The organism is Actinospica robiniae DSM 44927 (assembly GCF_000504285.1).
Lineage (GTDB): Bacteria > Actinomycetota > Actinomycetes > Streptomycetales > Catenulisporaceae > Actinospica > Actinospica robiniae.
Map to the genome: position 1 here is coordinate 2,491,282 of NZ_KI632511.1, position 21,444 is coordinate 2,512,725.

The following is a 21,444-nucleotide window of genomic DNA, read 5'->3' on the forward strand; positions in this document are numbered from 1 at the left end:
TGATCACGGTGCGATGTCGTCGCCTTCGGCGATCAGGGCGCCGAGCCGTCGGGAGAGCTCGGACCCGGGCGCGGCGAGGAACGCCACCAACGTCTTGTCGTCGTCCGCGGTGTGCATCTTCACGTACTCGAACTCGACCGGTCCCAGGCGCGGGTGGTTGAAGGCGAGGCGGCTCGGAGCGTAGGCGGCCACCGCGCGGGAGCGCCAGAGCCGACGGAACTCCTCGCTCTCGTCCTCGAGCTGCCCGACCAGCGCGGTGATCGAGTCGTCGAGCACGCCCTGTCCCAGCTGCGCCCGGAACACCCCGACGGCATGCTCGGCGTCGCGTTCCCAGTCCATGGAGATCGTCCGCATCCCCGGCGAAGTGAAGGTGAGCCACAGGACGTTGCGACGCTCGGGCGGCAGACGGGCCAGATCCGGGTACAGCGCGGCGCATCCGCGGTTCCAGGCGAGGATGTCGAAGCGCCGGTTGACCAGGTACGCGGGGCTGGGATCGAGTTGGTCGAGCAGGATCCGGTGCGAGGGAGCCGCCGCAGCGGCGAGGTCCGGCGGTCCGAGCGGCGCGGCTTCTCCGGCCAGCTGGTACAGGTGCTCGGTTTCCTTCGCATCGAGGCCGAGCACGTCCACCAGGCAGCCGAGCACCTGGCGCGAGGCGCGGATCTCGCGGGCCTGCTCGAGCCAGGTGTACCAGGTCACGCTGAGCCCGGCGAGCGTGGCGACTTCCTCGCGGCGCAGGCCCGGGGTCTTACGCCGGGCACCCACGGGCAGGCCTACGTCCTCCGGGCGGCGCCGCTCCCGCCGGCTGCGCAGGAACTCGGCGAGCTCGCGCCGCTGCTGCATCGCGCTGCCCATCACGGTTCCAGGGTAGCCGAGCTCGGATACTGGTAGCGCTACTACCGGTGTGAACGCCGTCTGGAAGGCCGTGCCGGCCGCTGAAACCATGATCGAGGGCCCATTCGGGCCCGCACACGTGGTTGGTTCAGATGAAGGTGGCAGCACGATGCGTGTAGTGATCATGGGCGGGACCGCCGGGATCGGTCTGGCGACGGCGCAGGCGCTCGCGGCGGACGGCGCGGAGGTGATCGTCTGCGGGCGCGACGAGGCGCGGCTCGCGGCGGTCAAGGACGGGGTCGCAGCGGCCGAGCGGGTCGACGGGACGGACGCGGACGAAGTGGAGGCCTTCTTCGAGCGGACCGGTGCGTTCGACCACCTGGTGCTCGCCTTCAGTCCGGGTCCACTCGGGCTCGGCCTGATCAGGGAGACCGGCCTCGACGCGGTGCGCGGCGCCTTCGACGGCAAACTCTTCGGCTACCTCCACGCGATCCAGAAGGCGCAGGTCACCGGCTCCATCACGATGGTGGGGGCGGCGTCCTCGCGGGCGGCACTGCCCGGCACGGTCACGCTCGCCGCGGCCAACGGCGCGCTCGACGCCGTGGTGCCGCCGCTCGCGGCCGAGCTGGCTCCGGTCCGGGTCAACGTCGTCTCCCCGGGTGCGGTGGACACCGCGTGGTGGTCGTTCCTGCCGGAGGAGGCACGCGCCGCGCAGTTCGCGGCGGCGGCCGACGGCACGCCGGTCAAGCGGATCGGGCAGCCGGCCGACGTGGCCGAGGCGATCAGATACCTGATCAACGCCTCGTTCGTGACCGGCGTGGTCCTCCCGGTCGACGGCGGCCTCACGCTCAAGTCGGCCTGACCCTCTCCCGTCCTCGGCGCGGCGGGCTTTCCGCCGCGCCGAGGGGTAGATCAGCTCGCCTGACGTGGCGGCTGATCAGTCCGACAAGTCCGTCTGGGCGACGGACACGTAGCCGTAGGACTCGCAGTCGGCGACCACGGCGCCGCGCGCGTCCTTGAACTCCTTCAGGCTCCCCTGCGCGACGTCCTGCGAGATGTCCGAATCCATCGCCATGTATTCGACCTTGGTCGATTCCGTCACGAGGTCGTTCCACAGATTCGAGCCCTCGATGGCGTTGGTCTCCGCCGCGTCGATCGCGTCCTCGTAATCCTTCAGCTGGTCATAGGCCTTACGTGCGGTGAGGTTGCCGTCGAGGATGTATTCGGAGTCGTGGTAAGCCTTGTCCTCGGCCTTGCACGCGGCGCGGTACGGCGCAGTGCTCGCCGAACTGGTCGGCGAGGACGCGGCGCTCGTCGAGCTCGAGCAGGCGGCGAGGGTGAGCAGCGCGGCGGCGATCGGCAGGGCGCGCAAGGTTTTGCCGGGCATAGGGTCCCCCCAAGGAGTGTGTCCGGGTTCTGATCTTCCTCGATCGTAACCGGTGCCGCTCCGGAGGGGTCCCGGCGACGGGCCGTCAGGCGGGCTTCGCGCCCGCGAAGGTGCGGCGGTAGGCGTCCGGAGAGACGCCGACGGCCGCTTGGAAGTGCCGGCGCAGCGTCGTCGCGGTCCCCATCCCGGCCGCCTGCGCGATGAAGTCGATGCCGCGGTCGGTGTTCTCCAGCAGATCCTGGGCCCGGCGGATGCGCTGGATCAGCAGCCACTGCAGCGGCGTGGTGCCGGTCGCCGCCTTGAACTGGCGGCCGAGGTTGCGCGAGCTCATGTTCGCCTGGCGGGCCAGGTCCTCCACGGTCAGCCGGTGGTCGAGCCGCTTCATCGCCCAGGACAGCAGGCCATTGATGGGGTGGTCCTCGCGCGCGGGCACCGGCGTGGCGACGAACTGGGCCTGGCCGCCGGCCCGGTGCGGCGGCACGACCATGCGCCGGGCCACCGCGTTGGCGACGCTCGGGCCGTGGTCGCGGCGGATCAGGTGCAAGCACAGGTCGATCGCGGCGGCCTTGCCGGCCGAGGCGAGGACCTGGCCGTTGTCGACGTAGAGCACGTCCGGGTCGACTTTCACCCGGGGGTAGCGTGCGGCGAGCGCGTCGGTGTGGGCCCAGTGCGTGGTGACGCGCAGGCCGTCGAGGATCCCCACTTCCGCGAGCACGAACGCGCCGGTGCACAGCGACACCATCCGGGCGCCGGCCCGGTGGGCGGTGCGGACGGCGTCGAGGAGGGCGGCCGGGATCTCGGCGTCGACGTCGTCGAGGGCTGGGATGATCACCGTGTCGGCCCGGGCCAGCTGATCGAAGCCGGCGTCGGGTTCGATCTGGAAGCGACCGATCCGGACCGGGCCGGATGCGCAGATGGCCACGTTGTACCAGGGATCTGCGAGACCGGAGGGGTCCCGGGTGAAGATCTCGCAGGCCGTGGCCAGCTCGTAGTGCAGCATCCCGTCAGTGGCGGCGAACGCGAGCGTACTCATGTCCGAAACTGTACGGCACTTGGCGTTCCAGACACTCGTTCGCCGCCGCCTGCGCTGACACGATTCCTTTGTCGAGAGATCGTGTCGCTGGAGGGATAGGTGTTGATGATGGTGGATTTCGCTCGAACGGTGGCCGTATTCGGTGCGTACGGCCACACCGGACGGTTCGTGGTGGCGGAATTGATCGACCGCGGGTACGTCCCGCTGTTGGTCGGCCGGGACGAGTCCAAGCTCCAGCAGTTGGCGAGCACCTACCCCCAACTGATCACCCGAACGGCGTCGGCCGACGACCCGGCCTCGCTGGACCAGGCGTTCGCGGACGCGGCGGCAGTCATCAACTGCGCCGGCCCGTTCGCGTCCACCGGTATCCCGGTGATCGAGGCGGCTCTGCGCGCCGGCATTCCGTATGTCGATGTGGCGGCCGAGATCGAGGCGAACGTGGACACCTTCGCGCAGTTCGCCGAGCGAGCCCGCGCTGCGGACGTGGCCGTGGTGCCCGCGATGGCGTTCTTCGGCGGGCTCGGCGACCTGCTGGCTACGGCAGCTGTCAGCGACGACGGCTGGACGTCGGTCGACGAGGTCCACGTGGCGTACGGGCTGAGCAGCTGGCACCCGACGGCCGGCACGCAGGCCGCGGGCACGGTCTCGCACCAGCGCCGCGCTGGTCAGCGCGTGCGGTTCACCGAGGGCGCTCTGACGTACTACGACGCCGCCGGGGACCTTGAGCTGCAGGAATGGCCGTTCCCTGTTCCGACCGGTCCGCGCAAGGTTCTGGCGGAGTTCACCATGGCCGATGTCGTGACCATCCCGAGCCACCTGTCGGTACGCGAAGTACGCAACTACATGGCAGTGGAGGCGGCCGACGATCTGGCCGCCCCGAACGCCGCTGCGCCGACCGCGGTGGACGAGCGTGGCCGTTCGGCGCAGACCTTCGTCGTCGACGTGGTCGTGCGCCGTGGTGACCAGGAGCGCCGCGCCCTCGCCTCCGGCCAGGACATCTACGCCATCAGCGCGCCGCTCGCGGTCGAGGCCGTCCACCGGATCCTGACGGGCCGGACGAAGATCAGCGGCGTCGCCTCCGCCGGAGAGATCTTCGACGCCCCGGACTTCCTGCGCTCCCTCGCGCCCCACCTCGTCTTCGAGCGTCGCGACTGAGCCGGCGCTGAGCTGCCCGCACCGCGGCGGCGTGCGATCCCCCGCCGATCGCCCGGATGTACGAGGCCGCCACGGGTACAAGGCGGCTCCGGATGCGTCCGGGCGCGAGTGCGTCCAGGGTGGCGGTTGAACTGATCGACGGGAGCGCGACCATGGCGAAGATACTGTTCATGATGACCGGGAGCGACCACTGGACGCTCAAGGACGGTTCGCGCAGAACGAGCGGGTTCTGGGCGGAGGAGGCCGTGACGCCGCTCGAGGCATTCCGCGCGGCCGGGCACGAGGTGACGGTGGCGACGCCCGGCGGGGTGGTCCCGCCCGCTGACCCGGCCAGCCTGGAGCCCGGGACGAACGGCGGCGACGAGGGCGCGGCCCGGATGCGCGCCGCGGTCGAACAGTCCAGCGAGTTCGCCCATCCGATCGCGCTCGCCGACGTGAACCCGGCGGACTACTCGGCGCTCTACGTCCCCGGCGGCCACGGCCCGATGGAGGATCTGGCCGTCGACGCGGACGCCGGTCGTCTGCTGACCAGCGCTCTAGACGCCAACACGCCCATCGGCATCGTCTGCCACGGCCCGGCCGCGCTGCTCACCGCGACCCGGCCGGACGGTTCGAACGCCTTCGCAGGCTTCGACATCGCCTGCTTCACGGACAAGGAAGAGGAGCTGGCCGGCTCGGCCCTCACGGCGCCGTGGCTGCTCGAGACCCGGCTCAAGGAAGTGGGGCTGCGGGTCGAGGAAGGCCCGCCGTTCCGGCCGCACACCCAGCGCGACCGCAACCTGTTCAGCGGACAGAACCCCAGCTCGTCCGCACCGTTGGCCGACGAACTGGTCAGAGTGCTGGCTTGAGCCGGCCCGCTTGAGAGGAGCAGGTCCCGTGCGCGCGATCGTGCAAACCAGCTACGGGGGCCCGGAAGTGCTCGGGCTGACCGAGGACCTGCCGACGCCCGAGCCGGGCCCGGGCGAGATCCGGATCCGGGTGCGGGCGGCGGGGGTGAATCCGACTGATTGGAAGCACCGGGCCGCACCGCTGTTCGTCGATCGGCTGCCGCTGGTGCTCGGCTGGGATGTGGCGGGCATCGTCGACAAGATCGGCTACGGCGTGACCATCCTGGACGAGGGCGACGAGGTCTTCGGCATGCTGCCCTACCCGCACGGGGTCGGCGCCTACGCCGAGTACGTGCTCGCCCCGGCCCGGTCGATGGTCCGCAAGCCGGAGAACGTCGACTTCGTGCACGCAGCCGCACTGCCGCTGGCCTCGCTCACCGCGTGGCAGGCATTGAACGACACCGCCCGGGTCACGGTGGGGCAACGCGTGCTGGTTCAGGGCGCGGCGGGCGGCGTCGGGCACCTCGCCGTGCAGATCGCCAGCCGTCTCGGCGCGAAGGTCGTCGGCACCGCGAGTGAGAAAGACCTCGACCACGTCCGTTCCCTTGGTGCCGCCGATGCGCTGGACTATCACACCACTGACATCCACGCCGCGGTGCGCGAGGCGGACGCCGCGCTCGTCCCCTTCGCCGGGGAAACCCGCCTCGACTCGCTGAGCACGGTGCGCGAGGGCGGCACCTTCGTCACCCTGCTGCGCACCGAGCCGGGCAGCGACGAGGAGCGCATCGCCGACGAGCACGGCATCCGCTACAAGACGCTGCTGGTGGAGTCCGACCACGCCGGAATGCAGGTCATCGCCGACATGGCTCGCTCCGGCGCGCTGCGCGCGAGCATCCACGACGCGCTGCCGCTCTGCCAGGCCGCCGAGGCACACCGGCTGGGCGAGGCCGGGCACATCAGCGGGAAGTTGGTGCTGGTCGTCTGAAAGGGCACCTCAGACCGCGTCGAGCACCACCACCGGGATCTCGCGATCGGTGTGGGCCTGATACGCGTCGTAGTCCGGCCAGATCCCGGCCATCAGCTTCCACAGCTTCTCCCGCTCCGGCCCGGCGGCGACCCGGGCGCGCGCTTCGAACTTGGCCCCCTTGACCTGGACGTGCACCTCCGGGTGGGCGACCAGGTTGCCGTACCAGGCCGGGTGCGTCGGGGCGCCGCCCTTCGAGGCGACCACCACGTACGCGTCGCCGGCCTGGCCGTAGATCAGCGCCGTGCGCCGCCACACGCGGGACTTGCGGCCGAGCACGGTCAGCAGCAGGATCGGCGCTCCGCTACGGAAATCGTGGCCGTCGGCGCCCTCGGTCTGGACGTACTTCTGGATGTGGGAGCTGACCCAGTCCGTCGGCGAATCGACGACCTTGGCCTCGTCGTACGGCGTGTCACTCATGTCTTCCTCCGCCTCGTCGTTCAGCTTGGGCACAGCCTACGCTCCGCCACTGACAACTAACGGAAGGTAGCCGGACGCGCGGCTGTCGGCCCGTCAGAGCAGGCGGCGGATGGCGCTGGCGAGGGCAGGCAGTTCGTCCTGTGGCTCGCGGTCGGCGTGCAGCAGGGCTCGGCCGTCGGCGGAGCGCAAGCGTGTGGCGAGCGCGGCGGGGAGGGAAATGGTGCACAGGGCGCCAGTGCCGTGGAAACCTTCCACCATCCAGCACACCCAGGGCAGCGGAAGGCTGATCGCCGGTGCCATCAGCACGGGTGCGGCGCCGTCGAAGCGAACCTCGTAAGCGCCGAAGCCGCGCCAACTGCTGGTGGTGAAGGTCCGCTCGGGCGGGTTGAAGCCGAGCGGGACGCAGCGGTCGAGGCCTTCCGGACCGAGTTCTTCGAGCACGGTCCGGCTGGTGCGCAGGGTCAGGTGCGCGTCGGCGAAGTCTTCGACTGCCGCCCGGATGTCCGCGGCGACGCGAGACGCGGGGACGTCGCGGCCGCGCAGGGTGATCTCGCCGAGGAGATTGCCGATCGTCCCGCGCGGGGTGCCGAGGGTGCGTCGCAGATCCACCGGCACGACCAGCTCGCGCTCCGCCGTGTCGCCGTCGAGCTGGCGGACCGTGCGGACGACGTGCGCGGTGAGGACGTCGTTCGTGGACAGGCGCCGGCCGGATTCCTGTTCGAACCTTGCGCGCAGCCGGGCGAGTTCCGCTTCGCCGAAGTAGACCTGGACGAGCCGGTTCGCCAGAGTCGAGGACTCGGCGATGCTCCTGAGCTGCGCCGACTCCTGCTCGTCCACGACGCGGAATCCCGCGCGGCCGCTGTCCTTCTCCGGCAGCATCGCGTCCAGGAAGGCGGCGCGGTCCTCGATCAGGAGCGACTCCTCGCTCTCCTCCCCCGCGCTCGCCGCCGACCACTGGCGCATGAACGTCGTGAAGCTGCCCATGTCACCGATCGCGTGGTGCCAGGAGCAACCGAGCACGGTTCCGCCGTCGGCGAGGCGGTTGAGCCGCACCCGCGTCACCGGGCCCCTCCCCGCTCGGGCCGCCGGGGCGTCGACGTGATCGACGAGGCCTGAGTCCGGCAGGGTCAGCCGGCCGATCGCCTCGGGCAGGGTCAGCGGTGAGTCGCGTTCGAGGAACTCCGCTCCCTCACCGTCGCAGACGATCTCCAGCTCCGCGCCAGACGGCCGCAGCCGGCCGGCGAACGCGGGCGTCCGGGCCAGCGCGGATTCGAACCCTGACAAGACCGATCGCGCGTCCAGCTCCCGGTCGTAGCAGAACACGACCGAGACCGACAGATCAGCCAGCAGGAGATCCGACCAGGCACACCGGATCACCGGGATCGACATCCGCATCAGCAGACCCCCTTTCCCATGACCAAACACCGCTCTATCATCAGAATTCGAATGAAACACGAACTTACCGGGAGAATCACGCGATGACGGGCACAGCGCGGCAGGTGAGCTGCACCTTCGACGGCGGTCGGACCGGACAGGCCCGGGCGACCTGGGGCCAGCGGGCGATCTGGGACGCGGTGGCGGCGCTCGCCCCGCAGGACGCCGCCCGCTACAACGTCTGCGGCGGCGGGGCCGTCCTGCCGGGCTACCGGGTCGAGCAGCTGATCGAGGCCGTCAGCCTGCTGATGCTGCGGCACGAGTCGCTGCGCACGCGGCTTGCCCCGGGCGCCCACGGCGAGCTGCGCCAGACACTGCTGGGCAGCGGAGAGTTGGCCGTCACGGTGGTCACCTGCGACGCGGCCGAGGAGGTACAGCAGGAGGCTGACGCGCTGCTGGAGCGGCTCGGCGCCGAGCCGTTCGACTGCGCGGCCGATTGGCCGATCCGGGTCGGCATCATCGAGTCGGCGGGCATGGTGCGCCACCTCGTGTTCGCCGTCCCGCACACCGCCGTGGACGGCTGGGGCCTGCGCCACCTGGTGCTGGATCTGGCCGAGCTGACGGTGAAGGGCACGCAGGCGAGTCCCGTCGACGCGCTCCAGCCGCTGGACGAGGCGGAGTATCAGGCTACTGAACGCGGCCAGCGGCAGGACGGCAAGGCCCGACGGCACTGGGTGGCCAAGGCCGAGCGCGGGCCGCGGACCCTCCTCGCGCCGCGCGCGGACCTCCCCGCGGACGCACTGTTCCCGAACGCGCTGCTCGACTCGCCGGCGCTGGCCCGGGCGGTGCCGCTGGTCTCGACGCACCTCGCGACCACTCCGGCGACGCTGCTGTTGGCCGCGGCGGCGACGATGATCGGCCGGCTGAGCGGGTCGGGCGGGGTGCTCTTCCAGGTCGTGGTGAACAACCGGTTCCTGCCGGGGCTGAAGCAGGCGGTGAGCACCGTCGCGCAGGAGGGCCTTTTCCATCTCGACGTGCGTGACGTGCCCTTCGCAGAGCTCGTATACGCGGCGGCGGGGGCCTCGCTGGCGACGTATCGCTACGCCTACTACGACAAGGCCCGGCTCGACGCCGATCTGGCTGACCTGAACGGGGATCTGAGCTGCTTCGTGAACGACACCAGGGGTTTGCAACCGGGCCAGGAATCCACGGTCGCGGCTCCGCCGGCATCGCCCGACGCGCTGGAGGAGCTGCGCGGGCAGACGCGCCTGCACTGGCCGACCGAGTTCCCGCCGCGTCCCAACGTGAGCTTCGCGCTCGACGCCGTGGACATTCCCGGTTCTCTCGGCCTGACGATGACGGCGGACCCGAGCCGGCTGCCGCGCCCGGAAATGGAGCGTGTCCTGTTCGGCATGGAGGAGCTGATCCTCGACGAGGCACTGCGGCTGCCCGGTCACGACTGAACCTCGTCGCGCCCGGCACCCTCCGCGACGACGGGTCCGTGCGGCGCACCCCGGTGGATCACGTAGTGATGCGGCGCGATCGTGGTCTCCCACCCGGATCCGGACGAGCCGACGAGCACCTTCTCGTCGCCGGCGGCGAGGCCGGGCGCGCCGCCGCGCCGGCGGTGGAAGAGCACGTCGACCAGGGCTTCGTGGACCTCGCGCGGGGTGAGCGGGCGGTCGTCGTCGCCGATGTGCGCGATGAGGCGGCCGTCGCTCTCCTCGAGATCCACCGGGCGCTTGTCCAGCGCGGTGGCGAGCAGCTCCCGCACGGCCGCGAGATCGACCCAGGCCGAGTCGAGCAGCCGCCACTCCCCCGGGCGCGGCCCCGGCTCGATGCCCGTCAGGGCGCTGATCTCGGCGATCGGCACAGTGCGCTCCGCAGCTTCCTCGATCAGCCGGAGCAGGCCGCGCGCGAAGTCCTCGGCCTCCTGCTCGGTGAACAGCTGCCGGTCGGCGTGCAGGGTGATCGAGACGCAGCCGCGCAGCCGCCAGACGTTGAGCATCAGGCGGGTGGGGATCGGCTCCACCGGCAACGGTATGACGTGCGGGTCCTCGGGCGGGGCCGGAATGTCGCGCAACAGCGCGTCCGGCACGGTCGTGCTCAGGTCGTTGAGGACCAGGTGCCGGGCGAAGCGAGCGCCGCGCCGCGCGCCGATCTCGTCGATCAGCCGCCAGATCTCGGCCGAGTCGAAGGAGCTGTGCCAGTACGCTGTCATCCCGGCTGCGCCGGCCCGGCCGATCAGTTCGTCGAAGTCCGGCGTGTCGGTGCTCAGCGCGATGAGGGCGTCCTGGGCGACAGTGCCGACGTACTCGACCAGCGAACGGCGATGGCGGTTGGCCGAGAGCGCGGCGATGACGACGTCATCCCGGCCGGCCTGCAGTGCGGCCATCGCCGCGTAGGCGGCCATGATGATCGTCGAAGTGCTGGCCGACAGCCTCGCGGAGACGGCCTCCAGCGCTTCGGCGGCGCGCACCGAGTGGATCACCAGCGACGTGTGCGTTCCGTCGGACGGGCCGAGGCGCGCGTCCGCGAAGATCGCGTGCGGGCCGGTGCTCAGGATCCGTTCCCAGTGCTGCAGCGAGGACTTCGTCCGGCGCAGACCGGCGGGCGAGCGCTCGTCGAGCGCGACCTGGCGCGGCGTCGGACCGGTGTGCGGGGGCAGAGTGCGGCCGGAGACGAGTTCGAGCCATTCGGTGACCAGGAACGCGGTCGCCGCGCCGTCGGCCGCCGCGTGGCAGATCACGGCACTGAGTCCCTTCGGCACGCCGTCGACCGTCACCAGCGTGAGCCGCAGCGGGAACTCGCGAGCGACGTCGAAGCGAATGGCCCGGTTGCGTCGGCCGATCTCGTCGACCTCGATCAGGGGATCGCGGTCGGTCTCGACGACATCGATGCCGAACTCACCCTCGCCGAGCACGACCTGTTCGACCGGCCGGCCGCCGCCGTCAGGGTACGGATAAACGGTGCGCAGAGCCTCGTGCCGCTCGGCGAGCGTGCGCAGGGCGCTGATGACCTGGTCGAGGCTCGTGCCGTCGGGCACCGGCCACGAGCCTTGTTTGTTGATGTCGGCGGGCTCGTTCTCGATGGTGCATCGCATCATGTTGTCCTGGCCGAGAGAGAGCGGGCCGCTGCCCGAACTCTGGCCGTGGTAGGCGATGGCGACGCGCCGGGACTCGATCATGCGGCGTGCTCCTCTCCCCAGAGCGCGCCGGCGACCGCGGCCGGCCAGTCTTCGAGTTCCGCGCCGTGCGCGTGGATCAGGGCGAGCGCGATGCGTTCGAGGCCGAAGCCGACGCACGCGGTGTGCGCAGCAGCTCCGTCGGCGGCGATGTCGAACGCCGCGCCGAAGTGGTCCTTGTGGCAGTTCGCCGAGCCCACGGCCTGAACCACGTCGTCGGCCAGCGCGACGCGCAGTTCGAACTTGAGCCGTTGGCGTCGCTGGGCCGCCTGGTAGAGCTTGCGTCCGGTGCCGAAGAACGGATCGTCGGCATCCTCGACGGAGACCTTCAGACCGAGCGATCCGAGCCAGTCGGCCATCTGTTCGAGCCTGCGGTCACGCCAGCTCGCGCAGTGGTCCGGGTCTCCGGCGGTGACGAATTCGACCATCCGGAACGATCGCAGCCGTCCGATCTCGGCGGTCGCCTCCTGACGGAAACAGCGTGCTGAGACGCGGTGCGTGCGCGGCCGGTCGATCGTCTGCCCGGCCATCGTGGCGTACACCGGGTAGCACCCGGCGGGCAGCAGGACGAGGTCGGTGGGCTCATGCTCGCTCTGCCACGCCCCGCCGGACTCGACCAGCGGGGAGAGATCAGACCACTGCTTCGCGCCGCCGGTGAAGCCGTGCACGGTGCCGAGCAGGTGCGGGAACGAGGCCGGGTATCCGGTGCGCTCGATGGTGGCGCGGGCGATCACCGGTGCCACTCCCAGCACCCGCATCGGCTCGTCGGCGGCGAGTGCGTCGATCCCACGCCGCAGTCCGGCCACGATCCGCTCGAAGGCTTCGGGGAAGAGATAGACGCCCGGCGCCTCGGTGGGAAGTGGTCGTGCCTCAGCCATCTGTCCCTGCTTCCGTTTCGGGGTCCCACACACGGTGAAAAACGTCGAAGGGCGCGGCGCCGGTCAGGGCCACTGCGGCCCGGTGGCCGGGCGGTGCCGGGAGGTCGTGCACGCGGACGACGCCGTCTTCCGCGTCTGCCGGGAAAGGCAGGCAAATGGGGGTGACGCCGTCGACCGCCAGCGCCATGCCTTGGGAAAGCCGGCCGCCGTGCGCCTTCACGCAAGCCTCCTTGCGGCTCCACAGAGTCGTGAAGCGCGCCGCGATCTCGTCCGGGGTCGGGCCTTCGGCGACGTAGCAAGCCTGTGCCGCCGGGAAGTGACGGGACGCGAGGCGGGTCGCGACCAGCTCGGACGGCAGCGGCTCGATGTCGACGCCGACGTCGCGATGCCAGGTCAGGGCCACGAGGGCAGCCGCACCGCCGGTGGAGAGGTTGACACGGAGTTCTGATTCCAACGAGGGCTTGCCGTTCGGGCCCTCGTGCCAACGGATCTCGGCCGGCCGCACACTCAGGCGCTCGGCCACGATCTCGCGCATCGCGCCGTGTGCGACGACGAAGCGACTCCGTCCAGAGTGATCCCGGATCGCCTCGGCACGCTGCGATTCGCGTGCGTCGAGGTGGCGCGCGAGGCGGTCGGTCACGGCCTTCGACTGGTCGGTATGGACCAGGAACACCGTGACCTCGTCCTCCCGCGTCACGCGGGAGTCCCCAGCACACAGATACTTAGTGTTTGTATATCAGGGTCGTAGTCTGCGATCACGGCTGGGCCAGGCTGCTCCGCGTATGCGGCCCACGCGCCGGTCATCGGCTGCTCGCCCGCGACCTCGGCGAGGCCATCACCGAGGAGCAGCAACGGTGCCTCGGGCAGTAGCCGCAGCGCTTCGGCGCGGGTTACGCACGTGTGCTGATACACCGTCGCGTCGCCCGGCTCCAGCCACAACGCCACGCCGGCATGCTGCTTCGGCATGGAGACCGGCGTCCGCATCTCGTAGAACTGCGCGGCCTGCTCGACGATGAGAATCAGTGCATTGCGTGATTCGCCGGAGCCCAGGAACGTCGCGGCGAGACGGATCGCCGTGTACGCCGCGGAAACGCCCTGCTCCGTGACGGCGAACGCATGCGGTCGGCCCGGGCAGACGCTGCTGAGGTAGAGGGCTGTCGAGCGCCCGGGGCGGACGTCGGGGACGGCGTGCGCGAGGATCAGCACACCCACCTCTTCGCCCTCGCCCACCACCTCCTCCAGCAGCCCCTGCCCCATCTCGCCGTAGCTGTGGCCACGGCCCGCGGCCAACTCGTCTTCGCACACTGCGACACCGTAGGGCCGGGCCGCATCGGCGAGGTACTCCCGCAGCACCGGCTCGCGCGCGAGCTCCGAGGCACCCGGGAAGAACCGGGCCAACGCGCGGACCGTTCCGGTGCGCTGCGCGATCGGCACCGCCTCAGCCCTCGACGGCGTGCGAGGCGACGAAGTCGGCCAGCGAGCCGAGCGAGCCGAGGTCGTCCTGGCCGATCTCCTCGACGTCGATCTGGATGTCGAGCTCCTCCTCGAGCTCGAGCAGCAGCGAGAGGGTGTGCGCGGAGGTCAGGCCGACCTCGTCGAACAGGCAGGCGCTCTCGGCCGGGGGCGGCACGTCGCGGCCGAGCACCCGGGGCAGCAGGATGCGGATGGAGTCGACCACGCGCGGCCGCAGCACGTCGGCGCTCTCGGTCTGCTCTTGCGTCTGGTCCATGGTGATTGCCGGGTCCTTCCGAAAGGAGGCGTGCAACGGTCGCGGCGGCCCGCCGGCCGCCGATTGGATCAGTGTTCGAGTACCATCGCCGAGAATGCCGCGCCGATGCCCGCGGCCGCCACCAGGTAGCGGTCGCCGGGGCGCAGCAGGCCTTGCCGGGTGGCGGTGTGCAGGTTGATGAAGGCGTCCGCGGCGAAGCAGTGCCCGTACGGCGCGACGTTCTCCAGCAGGATCCGCTCGAGCGGGAAGCCGGTGCGGCGGCTGAGCGAGCGCCAGGAGATCCGGTTCGCGTTGTGCGGCACGATCAGCTTGATCTCCTCCAGCCGGGTGCCGGCCGCGTCCAGCGCCTCGCGGATCACGGCTTCGAGCAGCTCTGGGTAGGCCCGGTTGAAGGCGGTCAGCAGGGCCGGGTCCTCGGACAGCCTGCCGTCGTACTCGCCGCGCAACGCGGCCCGGTAGGACAACACGCGGTCGCGGTCGCCGCCCGGGCCCACCAGGCAGGCCGCGGCGCCCTCGCTGAACACCGAGATCTCCGGCGCGATCTGCGCGTCCCGGGTGAAGGTCTTCTCCCCGGCCAGGACCAGCGCGAGCGGCTCCTCCCCCGCGGGGGTGGCGCCGCCGTGCGCGGCCAGCAATCGGCCCGCGAGGTCGATCGCGAGCAGGCCGCTGGCGCAGGCGTGGTGCGAGACCTTGAACGCGAGCGCGTGTTCGAGGCCTAATTCGCGGCACAGGGTGCGCAGCGGGTTGTGCGGATAAGGGGTCTGCACCGGCAGACTCGTGGCGTAGAGCACGTAAGCGACGCGGTGCTCGTTGCCGCGCAGGGCGGCGAGCGCGCCGGCCGCTGCGCGCAGCAGGTCTTCCACCGTGCCATCCGGGTCGAGCCGCACCTGGTCCAGACCGTGGAACCGGCGGAACAGCACGGTCTGCCGATCCGGCAGGCCGAGCCGTCGCCCGACCTGTTCGATCGGCACGGACGAGGGCGGGAGATGCACGGCCACCGCGTGCAGAGCGGTCACCGGGGGTCCTCTCGCGTGGTCTAGTCCATTTGCGGGGCGAGCTGTAGTATGCCGCCGTCCCGCGCGCTCCACAAGAGAGCACCCGCCGTCCTGCAGATCCCCATCCGTCTCCGCTTGAAGGAACCGAAGGGCCGCCGAGTGACGCCGCAGCGCCGCTTCCTGTTCGTCGCTCCACCGCTTTCCGGGCACGTCAACCCCACTGCGGCACTCGGCAGAGCCCTGATGGACCGGGGGCACGCGGCCGCATGGGCCGGCTCGGAGATGTTCCTCAGACCCCTGCTAGGCGAGGAAGCAGAGATCTTCCGTACGGGTTCGAAGATGCTCCGCGATCAGGGCGCCGGCGGCGAGGCCGCGGTGCGCTCGCTCTGGGCCGACTTCGTCGTCCCGTACGCCCGCTTCACCCTCACCGCGGTGGACAAGGCCATCGCCGAGTTCGCCCCGGATGTCGTGATCAGCGACGAGCACACCCCGGCCGGAGCGCTGGCCGCGCAGCGGCGCGGCGTGCCGTGGGCCACGCTGGCGACCTCGTCGATGGAGCTCGGGCGCCCGTTCCGGGACCAGCCCGAACTCGACGGCTGGATCCTCGAGCACCTGCGCACGCTGTGGGCCAAAGCAGGGCTCGATCCGGCCGGCTTCCTCGACCCTCGCGCCTCGCCCCACCTCGTGCTCGCGCTCACCAGTCCAGCCCTGACCGGCCAAGATGCCTACCCTCCGCACTACGCGCTGGTCGGGCCGCTGCTCGGAGCCCGGCCGTCCGGACCGGACTTCCCGTGGGCTGCGCTCGATCCCCGGCGCCGCCTGGTCATCGTCACCATGGGCACGCTCGCCGGCGATCTCGCCGCGGACTTCCTGCGGCGGACGGCCAAGGCCCTGGGCGAGCTCGCCGACGTGCAGGGCGTGCTGGTCGCGCCGCTCGAATCAGGGCTCGAGGAGATTGCACCGGCGAACGTGCTGGTGCTGCCGCGTGTCCCGCTGCTCGATCTGCTCGAAGCGGGCGCGGTCGCCGCGCTCGTCTGCCATGGCGGACTCAACTCCGTCACTGAGGCACTCGCCCACCGCGTCCCGCTCGTACTCGCCCCGATCCGGCACGACCAGCCGATCACGGCCGCCCAGGTGGCGGCGGCCGGTGCCGGCCGGCTGGTGGACTTCGCCGGAGCGGGGCCGGACGAGATCCGGCGGGCGATCGAAGCAGTGCTCGACGATCCGGAGCCGCGCACCGCCGCGGCCCGGGTGGGCGAGGCGCTGCGCCAGGGCGGCGGGCTGTCCGCCGCCGTGCGCCGGCTCGAGGCGCTAGTGCCAGAGCCCGGCACCATCCGTACCGACCAGGACTAGGGAGAGCACGCTTGATCACGACGAAGGGCCTGCGCAAATCCTTCCAGTCCCGCAAGCGCCGGCAGACCACCACGGTGGACGCGGTGCGCGGGGTGGACCTGAGCGTGGACGAAGGTGAGATCTTCGGCTTCCTCGGCCCGAACGGCGCGGGCAAGACCACGACGCTGCGGATGCTCGCCACGCTGCTGCACCCGGACGGCGGCGAGGCGATGATCTTCGGCGCCGACCTGATGACCGATCCGGCCCTGGTGCGCCGCCGCATCGGCTACGTCGCGCAGCAGGGCGGCACCGCCGACGGCGCGACCGCCCGCGAGGAGCTGGTGATCCAGGCCAGGGTGCACGGGATCGGCAAGGCGGAGGCGCTGGAGCGGGCCGCCCAGGCGGTCGAGGCGTTCGGCATGGGCGAGTACGCCGACCGGCCGTGCAAGACCTACTCCGGCGGCCAGCGGCGGCGGCTCGACATCGCCCTCGGGGTGATCCACCGCCCGCGCGCGCTGTTCCTGGACGAGCCGACGGTCGGGCTCGACCCGGCCAGCCGCGGCCAGGTCTGGGCCGAGATCCGCCGGCTGCGCGCGCTGGGCATGACGGTCTTCGTCACCACCCACTACCTGGACGAGGCGGACTCGCTGTGCGACCGGGTGGCCATCATCGACCACGGCGAGATCGTGGCCGAGGGCACCCCGGACGACCTCAAGAGCGAGATCTCCGGCGACGTGGTGATCGTGGGCCTCGGCGGCGGCGCCGACGCGGCCGCGGGCATCGCCGACCGGGCCGCCCAGGCGCAGAAGGCGTTGGCCGACCAGCCGTACGTGCGCAAGCTCGAGATGTCGGCCGAGGACGCGCTGCGCGTGTACGCGGTCGACGGGGGCACCGCTATCCCGCTGATCCTGCGCGCGCTCGAGGGCGCCGGGATCGAGCCGGATCTCGTTCAGCTGCAGCGGCCCAGCCTCGACGACGTGTTCCTGACCAAGACCGGCCGCACCATCGCATGAATACCCTGATCCCGCCGCACCCATCGGAGTCACGAGGAATATGAAGACGCTTCGCGACGTCTGGCTCGTCTACCAGCGCCAGATGCTGCTCATGGCCCGCATGCCGGTGTGGATCGCCATCGGGCTGATCCAGCCGGTCGTCTACCTCTTGCTGTTCGCTCCCTTGCTCAAGGTGGCGCTCGCCCCGATGGGCGCCACCACGTACAACGAGGCGTATCGCATCTACGTCCCCGGGCTGCTGGCCGCGCTGGCGATCTTCGGCGGCCTGTTCACCGGGTTCAACCTGCTCGGTGAGCTGCGGGCCGGAGTGATCGAGCGCTACCGGGTGACCCCGGTCAGCCGGCTGGCGCTGCTGCTCGGCCGGGCGCTGCGGGAGACGACGCTGCTCGTCGGCCAGGCAGTCGTGATCACGTTGCTGGCGCTGCCGTTCGGGCTCACCGTCGCGCCGGCCGACCTGGCTCTGGCCTACCTGCTGTTCGGTCTCATGGCTCTGATGTCGGCCGCGGCGTCCTACGGGATCACCATGGCGGTCAAGTCCGACGCCGCACTGGCGCCGCTGGTGAACACGATCGCCCAGCCGATCTCGCTGCTCTCCGGCGTGCTGCTGCCGCTCGCGCTCGCCCCGGCCTGGCTGCGCGGAGTGGCGACGGTCAACCCGTTCTACTGGTCGGTCAACGGGATGCGCGCGCTGTTCACCGGGAACAGCGCGGCGCACTCGGTGTGGGAGGGCCTTGCGGTCTCCGCCGTGCTGGCGGCGGCCGCGATCGCCTGGTCGGCCCGCCTGTTCGCCCGCCGGGTCAGCTGATCCGCGCGTCGTACGCCGCGGCCAGCCGGGCCGCGGCGTACGCCTGGGCGTCCCGGGCGAGGGCGAAGGTGCCGGGCATCGCGAAGAAGCCGTGTGACATGCCGTCGTAGCGGCGCGCCTCGACCGGGACGCCGGCGTCGGCGAGCTTGCGCGCGTAGGCCTCGCCCTCGTCGCGCAATGGGTCGTACTCGGCCGTGATGACGGTCGCGGGCGGCAGGCCCTTGTGGCTCGGCGCGCGCAGAGGCGAGGCGAGCGGGTTCTCGCCGTCGGCCGGGTCGGCCAGGTAATGGCCCCAGTACCAGCGGACCGAGTGACGGTTGAACAGCAGCGGATCTTCGTCATCGAGCTCTGGCGGCTCCTGCGGCCGGTAATCCGTGTTCGGATACACCAGCAGCTGATGGCAGATCTCGGGCCCCTGCCCGTCATCCCGGGCTCGCAGGCTGACGGCGGCGGCGAGGTTGCCGCCTGCGCTGTCGCCGCCGACGGCCAGCTTGCCCGGCATGTTCTCGGCGACCCAGGAGACCGCGGCGTAGCAGTCCTCTACGGCGGCCGGAAACGGATCCTCGGGCGCGCGGCGGTAGCGCACCGAGACGGTGACGCAGCCGACGGCGTTGGTCAGCGCTCGGCAGATGCCGTCGCAGGTATCGAGGTCGCCCAGAGTCCAGCCCCCGCCGAAGAAGTAGACGAGCACGGGCAGCGGGCCGGTTCCGACGCGGTCTAAGGGCTCGTAGCCGCGGATCGTCAGCGTGGTCCCGCTCTCGGGCGGCCCTGGGATGTCGCGATGCCAGACCTCGCCGACCGGCTCGGGTCTGCCGCCGCCCGCCTGGACTTCGGCGAGATCCCGGGCCCGTGCTTCGGCCAGCGTGAGCGTGTAGAGCGGTGCCACCGCCTGCTCAGCGCGGTGCCGCCGAGCGGCCTCGGCCTCGGGGTGCAGCGGCATCAGGCGGTCGCCTCGACGTACATCGTCTCATCCCGACGGAACGTCGTATCGAGGGCTGCGACGTCCGGACGTTCGCCCGTGCGGAATCCGCACGAGCGGACCTTCGACACGTCGAAACCGGCCTCCGCCAACGCGAACGTCAGCTCATCGAGGTCGTAGATCCACCGGTGTCCGTAAAGGTAAAAGATCTGATTGAGCATGAAGGCCTTGCGTTCCGGCATGGGCGGACCGACTTGCATCACCTCCAGCCGGCGCCGGTGCTTCGCGAAGAAGCGGTCCTCGTCCCGATAGCCCTCGATATAAATGCGCAGATCGGGCGTGGTGAGCCGGAGCAGGCCGCCCGGCGCGAGGACGCGGCGGACCTCGGCCAGCCAGCGGATCGCGACCGGCAGGGTGACGTGCTCGATCAGGTGCTCGGCGTAGGCCCAGTCCAGGCTGCCGTCCGCGAAGGGCAACGGCTCGCCGACGTCCAGCCGGGTGAACAGGCTCTCGCCGTCGACGCGGTAGAGCGGACCGAGCTCGGCCGCCCCGTCCGGGCCGGTCAGCGGGGCGAGATCGGTGGCGAGGCCGGACGGGTGCTCGGTGCGGAAGGCGGCGAACTCGATCCCGGTCACCCCGTGCCCGGCGAGCTCGGCGCGCGTGCGCGGCAGCCGCGGCGCGAGCTGCTCGAGTTTGTCGCAACGGGCGATGGAGGCGGAGAACTCGTCCATCCGCTCGGCCAGTGAGTCAGGGTCCTGCCAGTTCCAGCCGGGGAACGCCCGGGCGGGCTCCGACGTCACGGATACTCCTTTGTTTTCGCATACGTGTATCGCAACATTTTTATTGCGAGCGCGTACTCGGGTACGTCGAAGCGGCGTTCCGCACAGGCGCGCAACGCGACGAGCGGCAGCGTATCGAGTTTTCCGGCTAATTGGTATAGACCCTTGACCCGGCGTCACGGATATGGCACCGTCTGGCACGCGCCACCGTTCCGCTGCTAGATCAGAACCTTTCTTCAGTGATCAACGTGCTCTGGTGGGATCGTGTTGAACGCAGAAAGCGGCGGTCGAGCCATGCCCGGGCTCGCCGCTCCGTGGGTCGACCGGCTGCTGCTGGCCGGCCCGGACCGGGAACCCTGCCTCCGCCTCGGGCAGGCGCTCGACCGCACCCTGGTGCGGGCCGGCGTCGCCGAAGCCGAGGACCGGCTGCGCGCGGCCGGGCTCGCGCCCGGCGGCAGCGCCGCCCTCCGGCTGCCGCCGTCGCTCGCCTTCGTCACCTCGCTGCTCGCCGCCTGGCGGATCGGGGCGCAGGTCAGCCTGCTCGACCATCGGCTGACCGAGGCCGAGGTCGGCCGCGCGCTCGACCGGCTGGCCCCGCAGCTGCTCATCGAGCCGGAACAGCAGGCCAACACGGCGATGCGCGGCTACAGCGTCGTCGCCGGGCCGCGGCTGGTGGCGCGCCCCGAGGGACGCCCCGCCGAGACCGACCATGTTTTGATCCAGCTCAGCTCGGGCTCCACCGGACCCTCGAAAGTCATCGCGCGCACCGCCGCCGACCTGGAGTTCGAGCTCGACCGGTACGCGGTGCTCGACGGCTTCCCGCGGCGCGGCGGACGGGTCGTGCTGCTCTCCTCGATCGTGCACGTGCTCGGCCTGGTCGGCGGTCTGCTTCACGGGCTGCACGCCGGGGTGGAGCTGGTGCTGCCGGAGCGGCTCACCGCCGCCGGGATCCTGGCCGCCGTCGACGCCGGGGCCGAGGCCGGGGAGCCGCCGCGACCGACGACCGTGATCGGCGTGCCCTTCTATGCCGAGCTGCTGGCCGCGGCCGCGGCGCCCCGGACGCTTGCGCTGGAGCGGATGATCGTGGCGGGCGAGCTGACCCGCCCCGGCGTGCCCGAGGCGTTCACCGCGGCGTACGGCGTGCCTCTCGGCTCGATGTACGGCATGACCGAGCTCGGCGTGATCGCCACCGACCTCGACGGCACCGCGCGCCCCGCGCTCGACCCCAATAAGGGCCTTGAGCTGCGGATCGAGGACGGCGAACTGCACATCCGCCGGCCGGAGAGCCCCTACCTCGGGGCGAGCGACCCGGCGCGCTGGTCGGAGGGCTGGCTGCACACCCGGGACGCCGCCAGGATCGACCCGGCGACCGGCCGGGTGACCATCCTGGGCCGGCGTGACTCGCAGGTGTCCATCGGCGGCCTGAAGGTCGACCTGACCGAGGTCGAGCAGGCCTTGGCCGCGACGCCCGGCGTCACCGGCGCCATCGTCGTGTTCGACGACGGCGCCATCCTCGCCTACCTGACCTGCGCGGACGGCGTCGAGCTCGAGGACGTGCGCCGGCAGCTGGCCGCGGAACTCGCCTCCTACAAGCTGCCCCGCCGCCTCGTTCCGCTGGCCGAACTCCCCCGTACCGCGACCGGCAAGCTGCTGCGCGACGTCGCGGCCCTGCGTACCTGCGCGCAGCCGCCCACCCGACCGGCCCCGGCCGGCTGACCGCCCCGACCCCCGACTTCCCGCCCGGCCCCGCACGACGAGG

At 71.3% G+C, this 21,444-nt stretch carries 22 protein-coding genes; 9 read left to right on the forward strand and 13 right to left on the reverse strand.

The genetic code is table 11. From position 1 onward, the window contains the following. Window positions 1-3 precede the first annotated feature (3 nt). Window positions 4-852 (reverse strand): helix-turn-helix transcriptional regulator, encoded by an 849-nt coding sequence (locus ACTRO_RS10605; protein WP_034262972.1) that lies wholly within the window; start codon window positions 850-852, stop codon window positions 4-6. 148 nt (window positions 853-1,000) lie between these two features. On the opposite strand from ACTRO_RS10605, the gene ACTRO_RS10610 reads away from it, so the two are divergent. Then, complete coding sequence (locus tag ACTRO_RS10610; protein WP_034262973.1) at window positions 1,001-1,693, forward strand: SDR family oxidoreductase; 693 nt, start codon at window positions 1,001-1,003, stop codon at window positions 1,691-1,693. A gap of 75 nt (window positions 1,694-1,768) precedes the next feature. Here ACTRO_RS10610 and ACTRO_RS10615 read toward each other — a convergent pair whose 3' ends face one another. Together ACTRO_RS10615 and ACTRO_RS10620 are read right to left on the reverse strand one after the other, a co-directional pair. Then, a complete protein-coding gene (locus tag ACTRO_RS10615) occupies window positions 1,769-2,218 on the reverse strand; it encodes a hypothetical protein (protein WP_034262974.1) in 450 nt (149 codons plus the stop codon). Between the two features lie 85 nt (window positions 2,219-2,303). After that, the gene (locus tag ACTRO_RS10620) at window positions 2,304-3,251 is read right to left on the reverse strand and encodes a helix-turn-helix domain-containing protein (protein ID WP_034262976.1); all 948 of its coding nucleotides are present in this window, start codon (window positions 3,249-3,251) and stop codon (window positions 2,304-2,306) included. A gap of 108 nt (window positions 3,252-3,359) precedes the next feature. On the opposite strand from ACTRO_RS10620, the gene ACTRO_RS10625 reads away from it, so the two are divergent. The 3 genes from ACTRO_RS10625 (at window position 3,360) to ACTRO_RS10635 (ending at window position 6,218) form a co-directional block, all read left to right on the forward strand. Then, window positions 3,360-4,406: a saccharopine dehydrogenase NADP-binding domain-containing protein gene (locus tag ACTRO_RS10625; protein ID WP_034274203.1), complete on the forward strand. Its 1,047-nt coding sequence runs from the start codon at window positions 3,360-3,362 to the stop codon at window positions 4,404-4,406. A 152-nt stretch (window positions 4,407-4,558) separates the two neighbouring features. Continuing rightward, a complete protein-coding gene (locus ACTRO_RS10630; RefSeq protein WP_034274205.1) occupies window positions 4,559-5,254 on the forward strand; it encodes a type 1 glutamine amidotransferase domain-containing protein in 696 nt (231 codons plus the stop codon). A gap of 28 nt (window positions 5,255-5,282) precedes the next feature. Beyond that, window positions 5,283-6,218, forward strand: coding sequence for an NADP-dependent oxidoreductase (locus tag ACTRO_RS10635; RefSeq protein ID WP_034262978.1), 936 nt, complete (start codon window positions 5,283-5,285; stop codon window positions 6,216-6,218). A 9-nt stretch (window positions 6,219-6,227) separates the two neighbouring features. Here the strand turns inward: ACTRO_RS10635 and ACTRO_RS10640 are convergent, their stop codons facing one another. Both ACTRO_RS10640 and ACTRO_RS10645 read right to left on the reverse strand, forming a co-directional pair. Continuing rightward, window positions 6,228-6,677 carry a nitroreductase family deazaflavin-dependent oxidoreductase gene (locus tag ACTRO_RS10640; protein ID WP_034274207.1) on the reverse strand — a complete coding sequence of 150 codons (450 nt, stop codon included), beginning with the start codon at window positions 6,675-6,677 and terminating at the stop codon, window positions 6,228-6,230. 93 nt (window positions 6,678-6,770) lie between these two features. Next, window positions 6,771-8,072, reverse strand: coding sequence for an acyltransferase (locus tag ACTRO_RS10645; protein WP_034262979.1), 1,302 nt, complete (start codon window positions 8,070-8,072; stop codon window positions 6,771-6,773). 83 nt (window positions 8,073-8,155) lie between these two features. Here ACTRO_RS10645 and ACTRO_RS10650 point away from each other — a divergent pair, with 83 nt between their 5' ends. Continuing rightward, window positions 8,156-9,514 carry a condensation domain-containing protein gene (locus ACTRO_RS10650; protein ID WP_034262980.1) on the forward strand — a complete coding sequence of 453 codons (1,359 nt, stop codon included), beginning with the start codon at window positions 8,156-8,158 and terminating at the stop codon, window positions 9,512-9,514. On the opposite strand, the gene ACTRO_RS10655 is transcribed toward ACTRO_RS10650, so the two are convergent. The 6 genes from ACTRO_RS10655 to ACTRO_RS10680 form a co-directional block, all read right to left on the reverse strand. Then, window positions 9,505-11,238, reverse strand: coding sequence for a condensation domain-containing protein (locus ACTRO_RS10655; RefSeq protein WP_051450631.1), 1,734 nt, complete (start codon window positions 11,236-11,238; stop codon window positions 9,505-9,507). The genes ACTRO_RS10650 and ACTRO_RS10655 overlap by 10 nt on opposite strands. After that, on the reverse strand, window positions 11,235-12,113 hold the full coding sequence (locus tag ACTRO_RS10660; protein WP_034262982.1) for a class-II aminoacyl-tRNA synthetase family protein: 879 nt from the start codon (window positions 12,111-12,113) through the stop codon (window positions 11,235-11,237). Before ACTRO_RS10660 ends, ACTRO_RS10655 begins: the two co-directional genes overlap by 4 nt. After that, a complete protein-coding gene (locus ACTRO_RS10665) occupies window positions 12,106-12,810 on the reverse strand; it encodes a 4'-phosphopantetheinyl transferase family protein (protein WP_051450632.1) in 705 nt (234 codons plus the stop codon). Before ACTRO_RS10665 ends, ACTRO_RS10660 begins: the two co-directional genes overlap by 8 nt. Further along, entirely contained in the window at window positions 12,807-13,547 is a 741-nt protein-coding gene (locus ACTRO_RS10670; RefSeq protein WP_034262984.1) for a hypothetical protein, read from the reverse strand. Before ACTRO_RS10670 ends, ACTRO_RS10665 begins: the two co-directional genes overlap by 4 nt. A gap of 4 nt (window positions 13,548-13,551) precedes the next feature. After that, on the reverse strand, window positions 13,552-13,842 hold the full coding sequence (locus ACTRO_RS10675) for a phosphopantetheine-binding protein (protein WP_034262987.1): 291 nt from the start codon (window positions 13,840-13,842) through the stop codon (window positions 13,552-13,554). A 68-nt stretch (window positions 13,843-13,910) separates the two neighbouring features. Further along, window positions 13,911-14,858 (reverse strand): 3-oxoacyl-[acyl-carrier-protein] synthase III C-terminal domain-containing protein, encoded by a 948-nt coding sequence (locus tag ACTRO_RS10680; protein WP_034262988.1) that lies wholly within the window; start codon window positions 14,856-14,858, stop codon window positions 13,911-13,913. Between the two features lie 138 nt (window positions 14,859-14,996). On the opposite strand from ACTRO_RS10680, the gene ACTRO_RS10685 reads away from it, so the two are divergent. Genes ACTRO_RS10685 through ACTRO_RS10695 form a run of 3 tightly spaced genes read left to right on the forward strand, consistent with a single transcriptional unit; the run spans window position 14,997 to window position 17,987 of the window. After that, window positions 14,997-16,190 (forward strand): glycosyltransferase, encoded by a 1,194-nt coding sequence (locus ACTRO_RS10685; RefSeq protein ID WP_034262989.1) that lies wholly within the window; start codon window positions 14,997-14,999, stop codon window positions 16,188-16,190. Between the two features lie 11 nt (window positions 16,191-16,201). Beyond that, window positions 16,202-17,182 (forward strand): daunorubicin resistance protein DrrA family ABC transporter ATP-binding protein, encoded by a 981-nt coding sequence (locus ACTRO_RS10690; protein ID WP_034262990.1) that lies wholly within the window; start codon window positions 16,202-16,204, stop codon window positions 17,180-17,182. Window positions 17,183-17,222: 40 nt separating this feature from the next. After that, a complete protein-coding gene (locus ACTRO_RS10695) occupies window positions 17,223-17,987 on the forward strand; it encodes an ABC transporter permease (protein ID WP_034262991.1) in 765 nt (254 codons plus the stop codon). Here the strand turns inward: ACTRO_RS10695 and ACTRO_RS10700 are convergent. Further along, window positions 17,980-18,927, reverse strand: coding sequence for an alpha/beta hydrolase (locus ACTRO_RS10700; protein WP_034262993.1), 948 nt, complete (start codon window positions 18,925-18,927; stop codon window positions 17,980-17,982). The two genes, ACTRO_RS10695 and ACTRO_RS10700, sit on opposite strands and share 8 nt — an antisense overlap. Next, the gene (locus ACTRO_RS10705) at window positions 18,927-19,706 is read right to left on the reverse strand and encodes a methyltransferase domain-containing protein (RefSeq protein WP_034262995.1); all 780 of its coding nucleotides are present in this window, start codon (window positions 19,704-19,706) and stop codon (window positions 18,927-18,929) included. The genes ACTRO_RS10700 and ACTRO_RS10705 overlap by 1 nt, the downstream gene beginning before the upstream one ends. 246 nt (window positions 19,707-19,952) lie before the next feature. Here ACTRO_RS10705 and ACTRO_RS10710 point away from each other — a divergent pair, with 246 nt between their 5' ends. After that, entirely contained in the window at window positions 19,953-21,401 is a 1,449-nt protein-coding gene (locus tag ACTRO_RS10710) for a class I adenylate-forming enzyme family protein (protein ID WP_425394877.1), read from the forward strand. Window positions 21,402-21,444 lie beyond the last annotated feature (43 nt).

Bases quoted from the DNA above. Each gene is read 5' to 3' on its own strand.
- ACTRO_RS10605 (WP_034262972.1), bottom strand. From the start codon at position 852: ATGGGCAGCGCGATGCAGCAGCGGCGCGAGCTCGCCGAGTTCCTGCGC.
- ACTRO_RS10610 (WP_034262973.1), top strand. From the start codon at position 1,001: ATGCGTGTAGTGATCATGGGCGGGACCGCCGGGATCGGTCTGGCGACG.
- ACTRO_RS10615 (WP_034262974.1), bottom strand. From the start codon at position 2,218: ATGCCCGGCAAAACCTTGCGCGCCCTGCCGATCGCCGCCGCGCTGCTC.
- ACTRO_RS10620 (WP_034262976.1), bottom strand. From the start codon at position 3,251: ATGAGTACGCTCGCGTTCGCCGCCACTGACGGGATGCTGCACTACGAG.
- ACTRO_RS10625 (WP_034274203.1), top strand. From the start codon at position 3,360: ATGGTGGATTTCGCTCGAACGGTGGCCGTATTCGGTGCGTACGGCCAC.
- ACTRO_RS10630 (WP_034274205.1), top strand. From the start codon at position 4,559: ATGGCGAAGATACTGTTCATGATGACCGGGAGCGACCACTGGACGCTC.
- ACTRO_RS10640 (WP_034274207.1), bottom strand. From the start codon at position 6,677: ATGAGTGACACGCCGTACGACGAGGCCAAGGTCGTCGATTCGCCGACG.
- ACTRO_RS10645 (WP_034262979.1), bottom strand. From the start codon at position 8,072: ATGCGGATGTCGATCCCGGTGATCCGGTGTGCCTGGTCGGATCTCCTG.
- ACTRO_RS10650 (WP_034262980.1), top strand. From the start codon at position 8,156: ATGACGGGCACAGCGCGGCAGGTGAGCTGCACCTTCGACGGCGGTCGG.
- ACTRO_RS10655 (WP_051450631.1), bottom strand. From the start codon at position 11,238: ATGATCGAGTCCCGGCGCGTCGCCATCGCCTACCACGGCCAGAGTTCG.
- ACTRO_RS10660 (WP_034262982.1), bottom strand. From the start codon at position 12,113: ATGGCTGAGGCACGACCACTTCCCACCGAGGCGCCGGGCGTCTATCTC.
- ACTRO_RS10675 (WP_034262987.1), bottom strand. From the start codon at position 13,842: ATGGACCAGACGCAAGAGCAGACCGAGAGCGCCGACGTGCTGCGGCCG.
- ACTRO_RS10695 (WP_034262991.1), top strand. From the start codon at position 17,223: ATGAAGACGCTTCGCGACGTCTGGCTCGTCTACCAGCGCCAGATGCTG.
- ACTRO_RS10700 (WP_034262993.1), bottom strand. From the start codon at position 18,927: ATGCCGCTGCACCCCGAGGCCGAGGCCGCTCGGCGGCACCGCGCTGAG.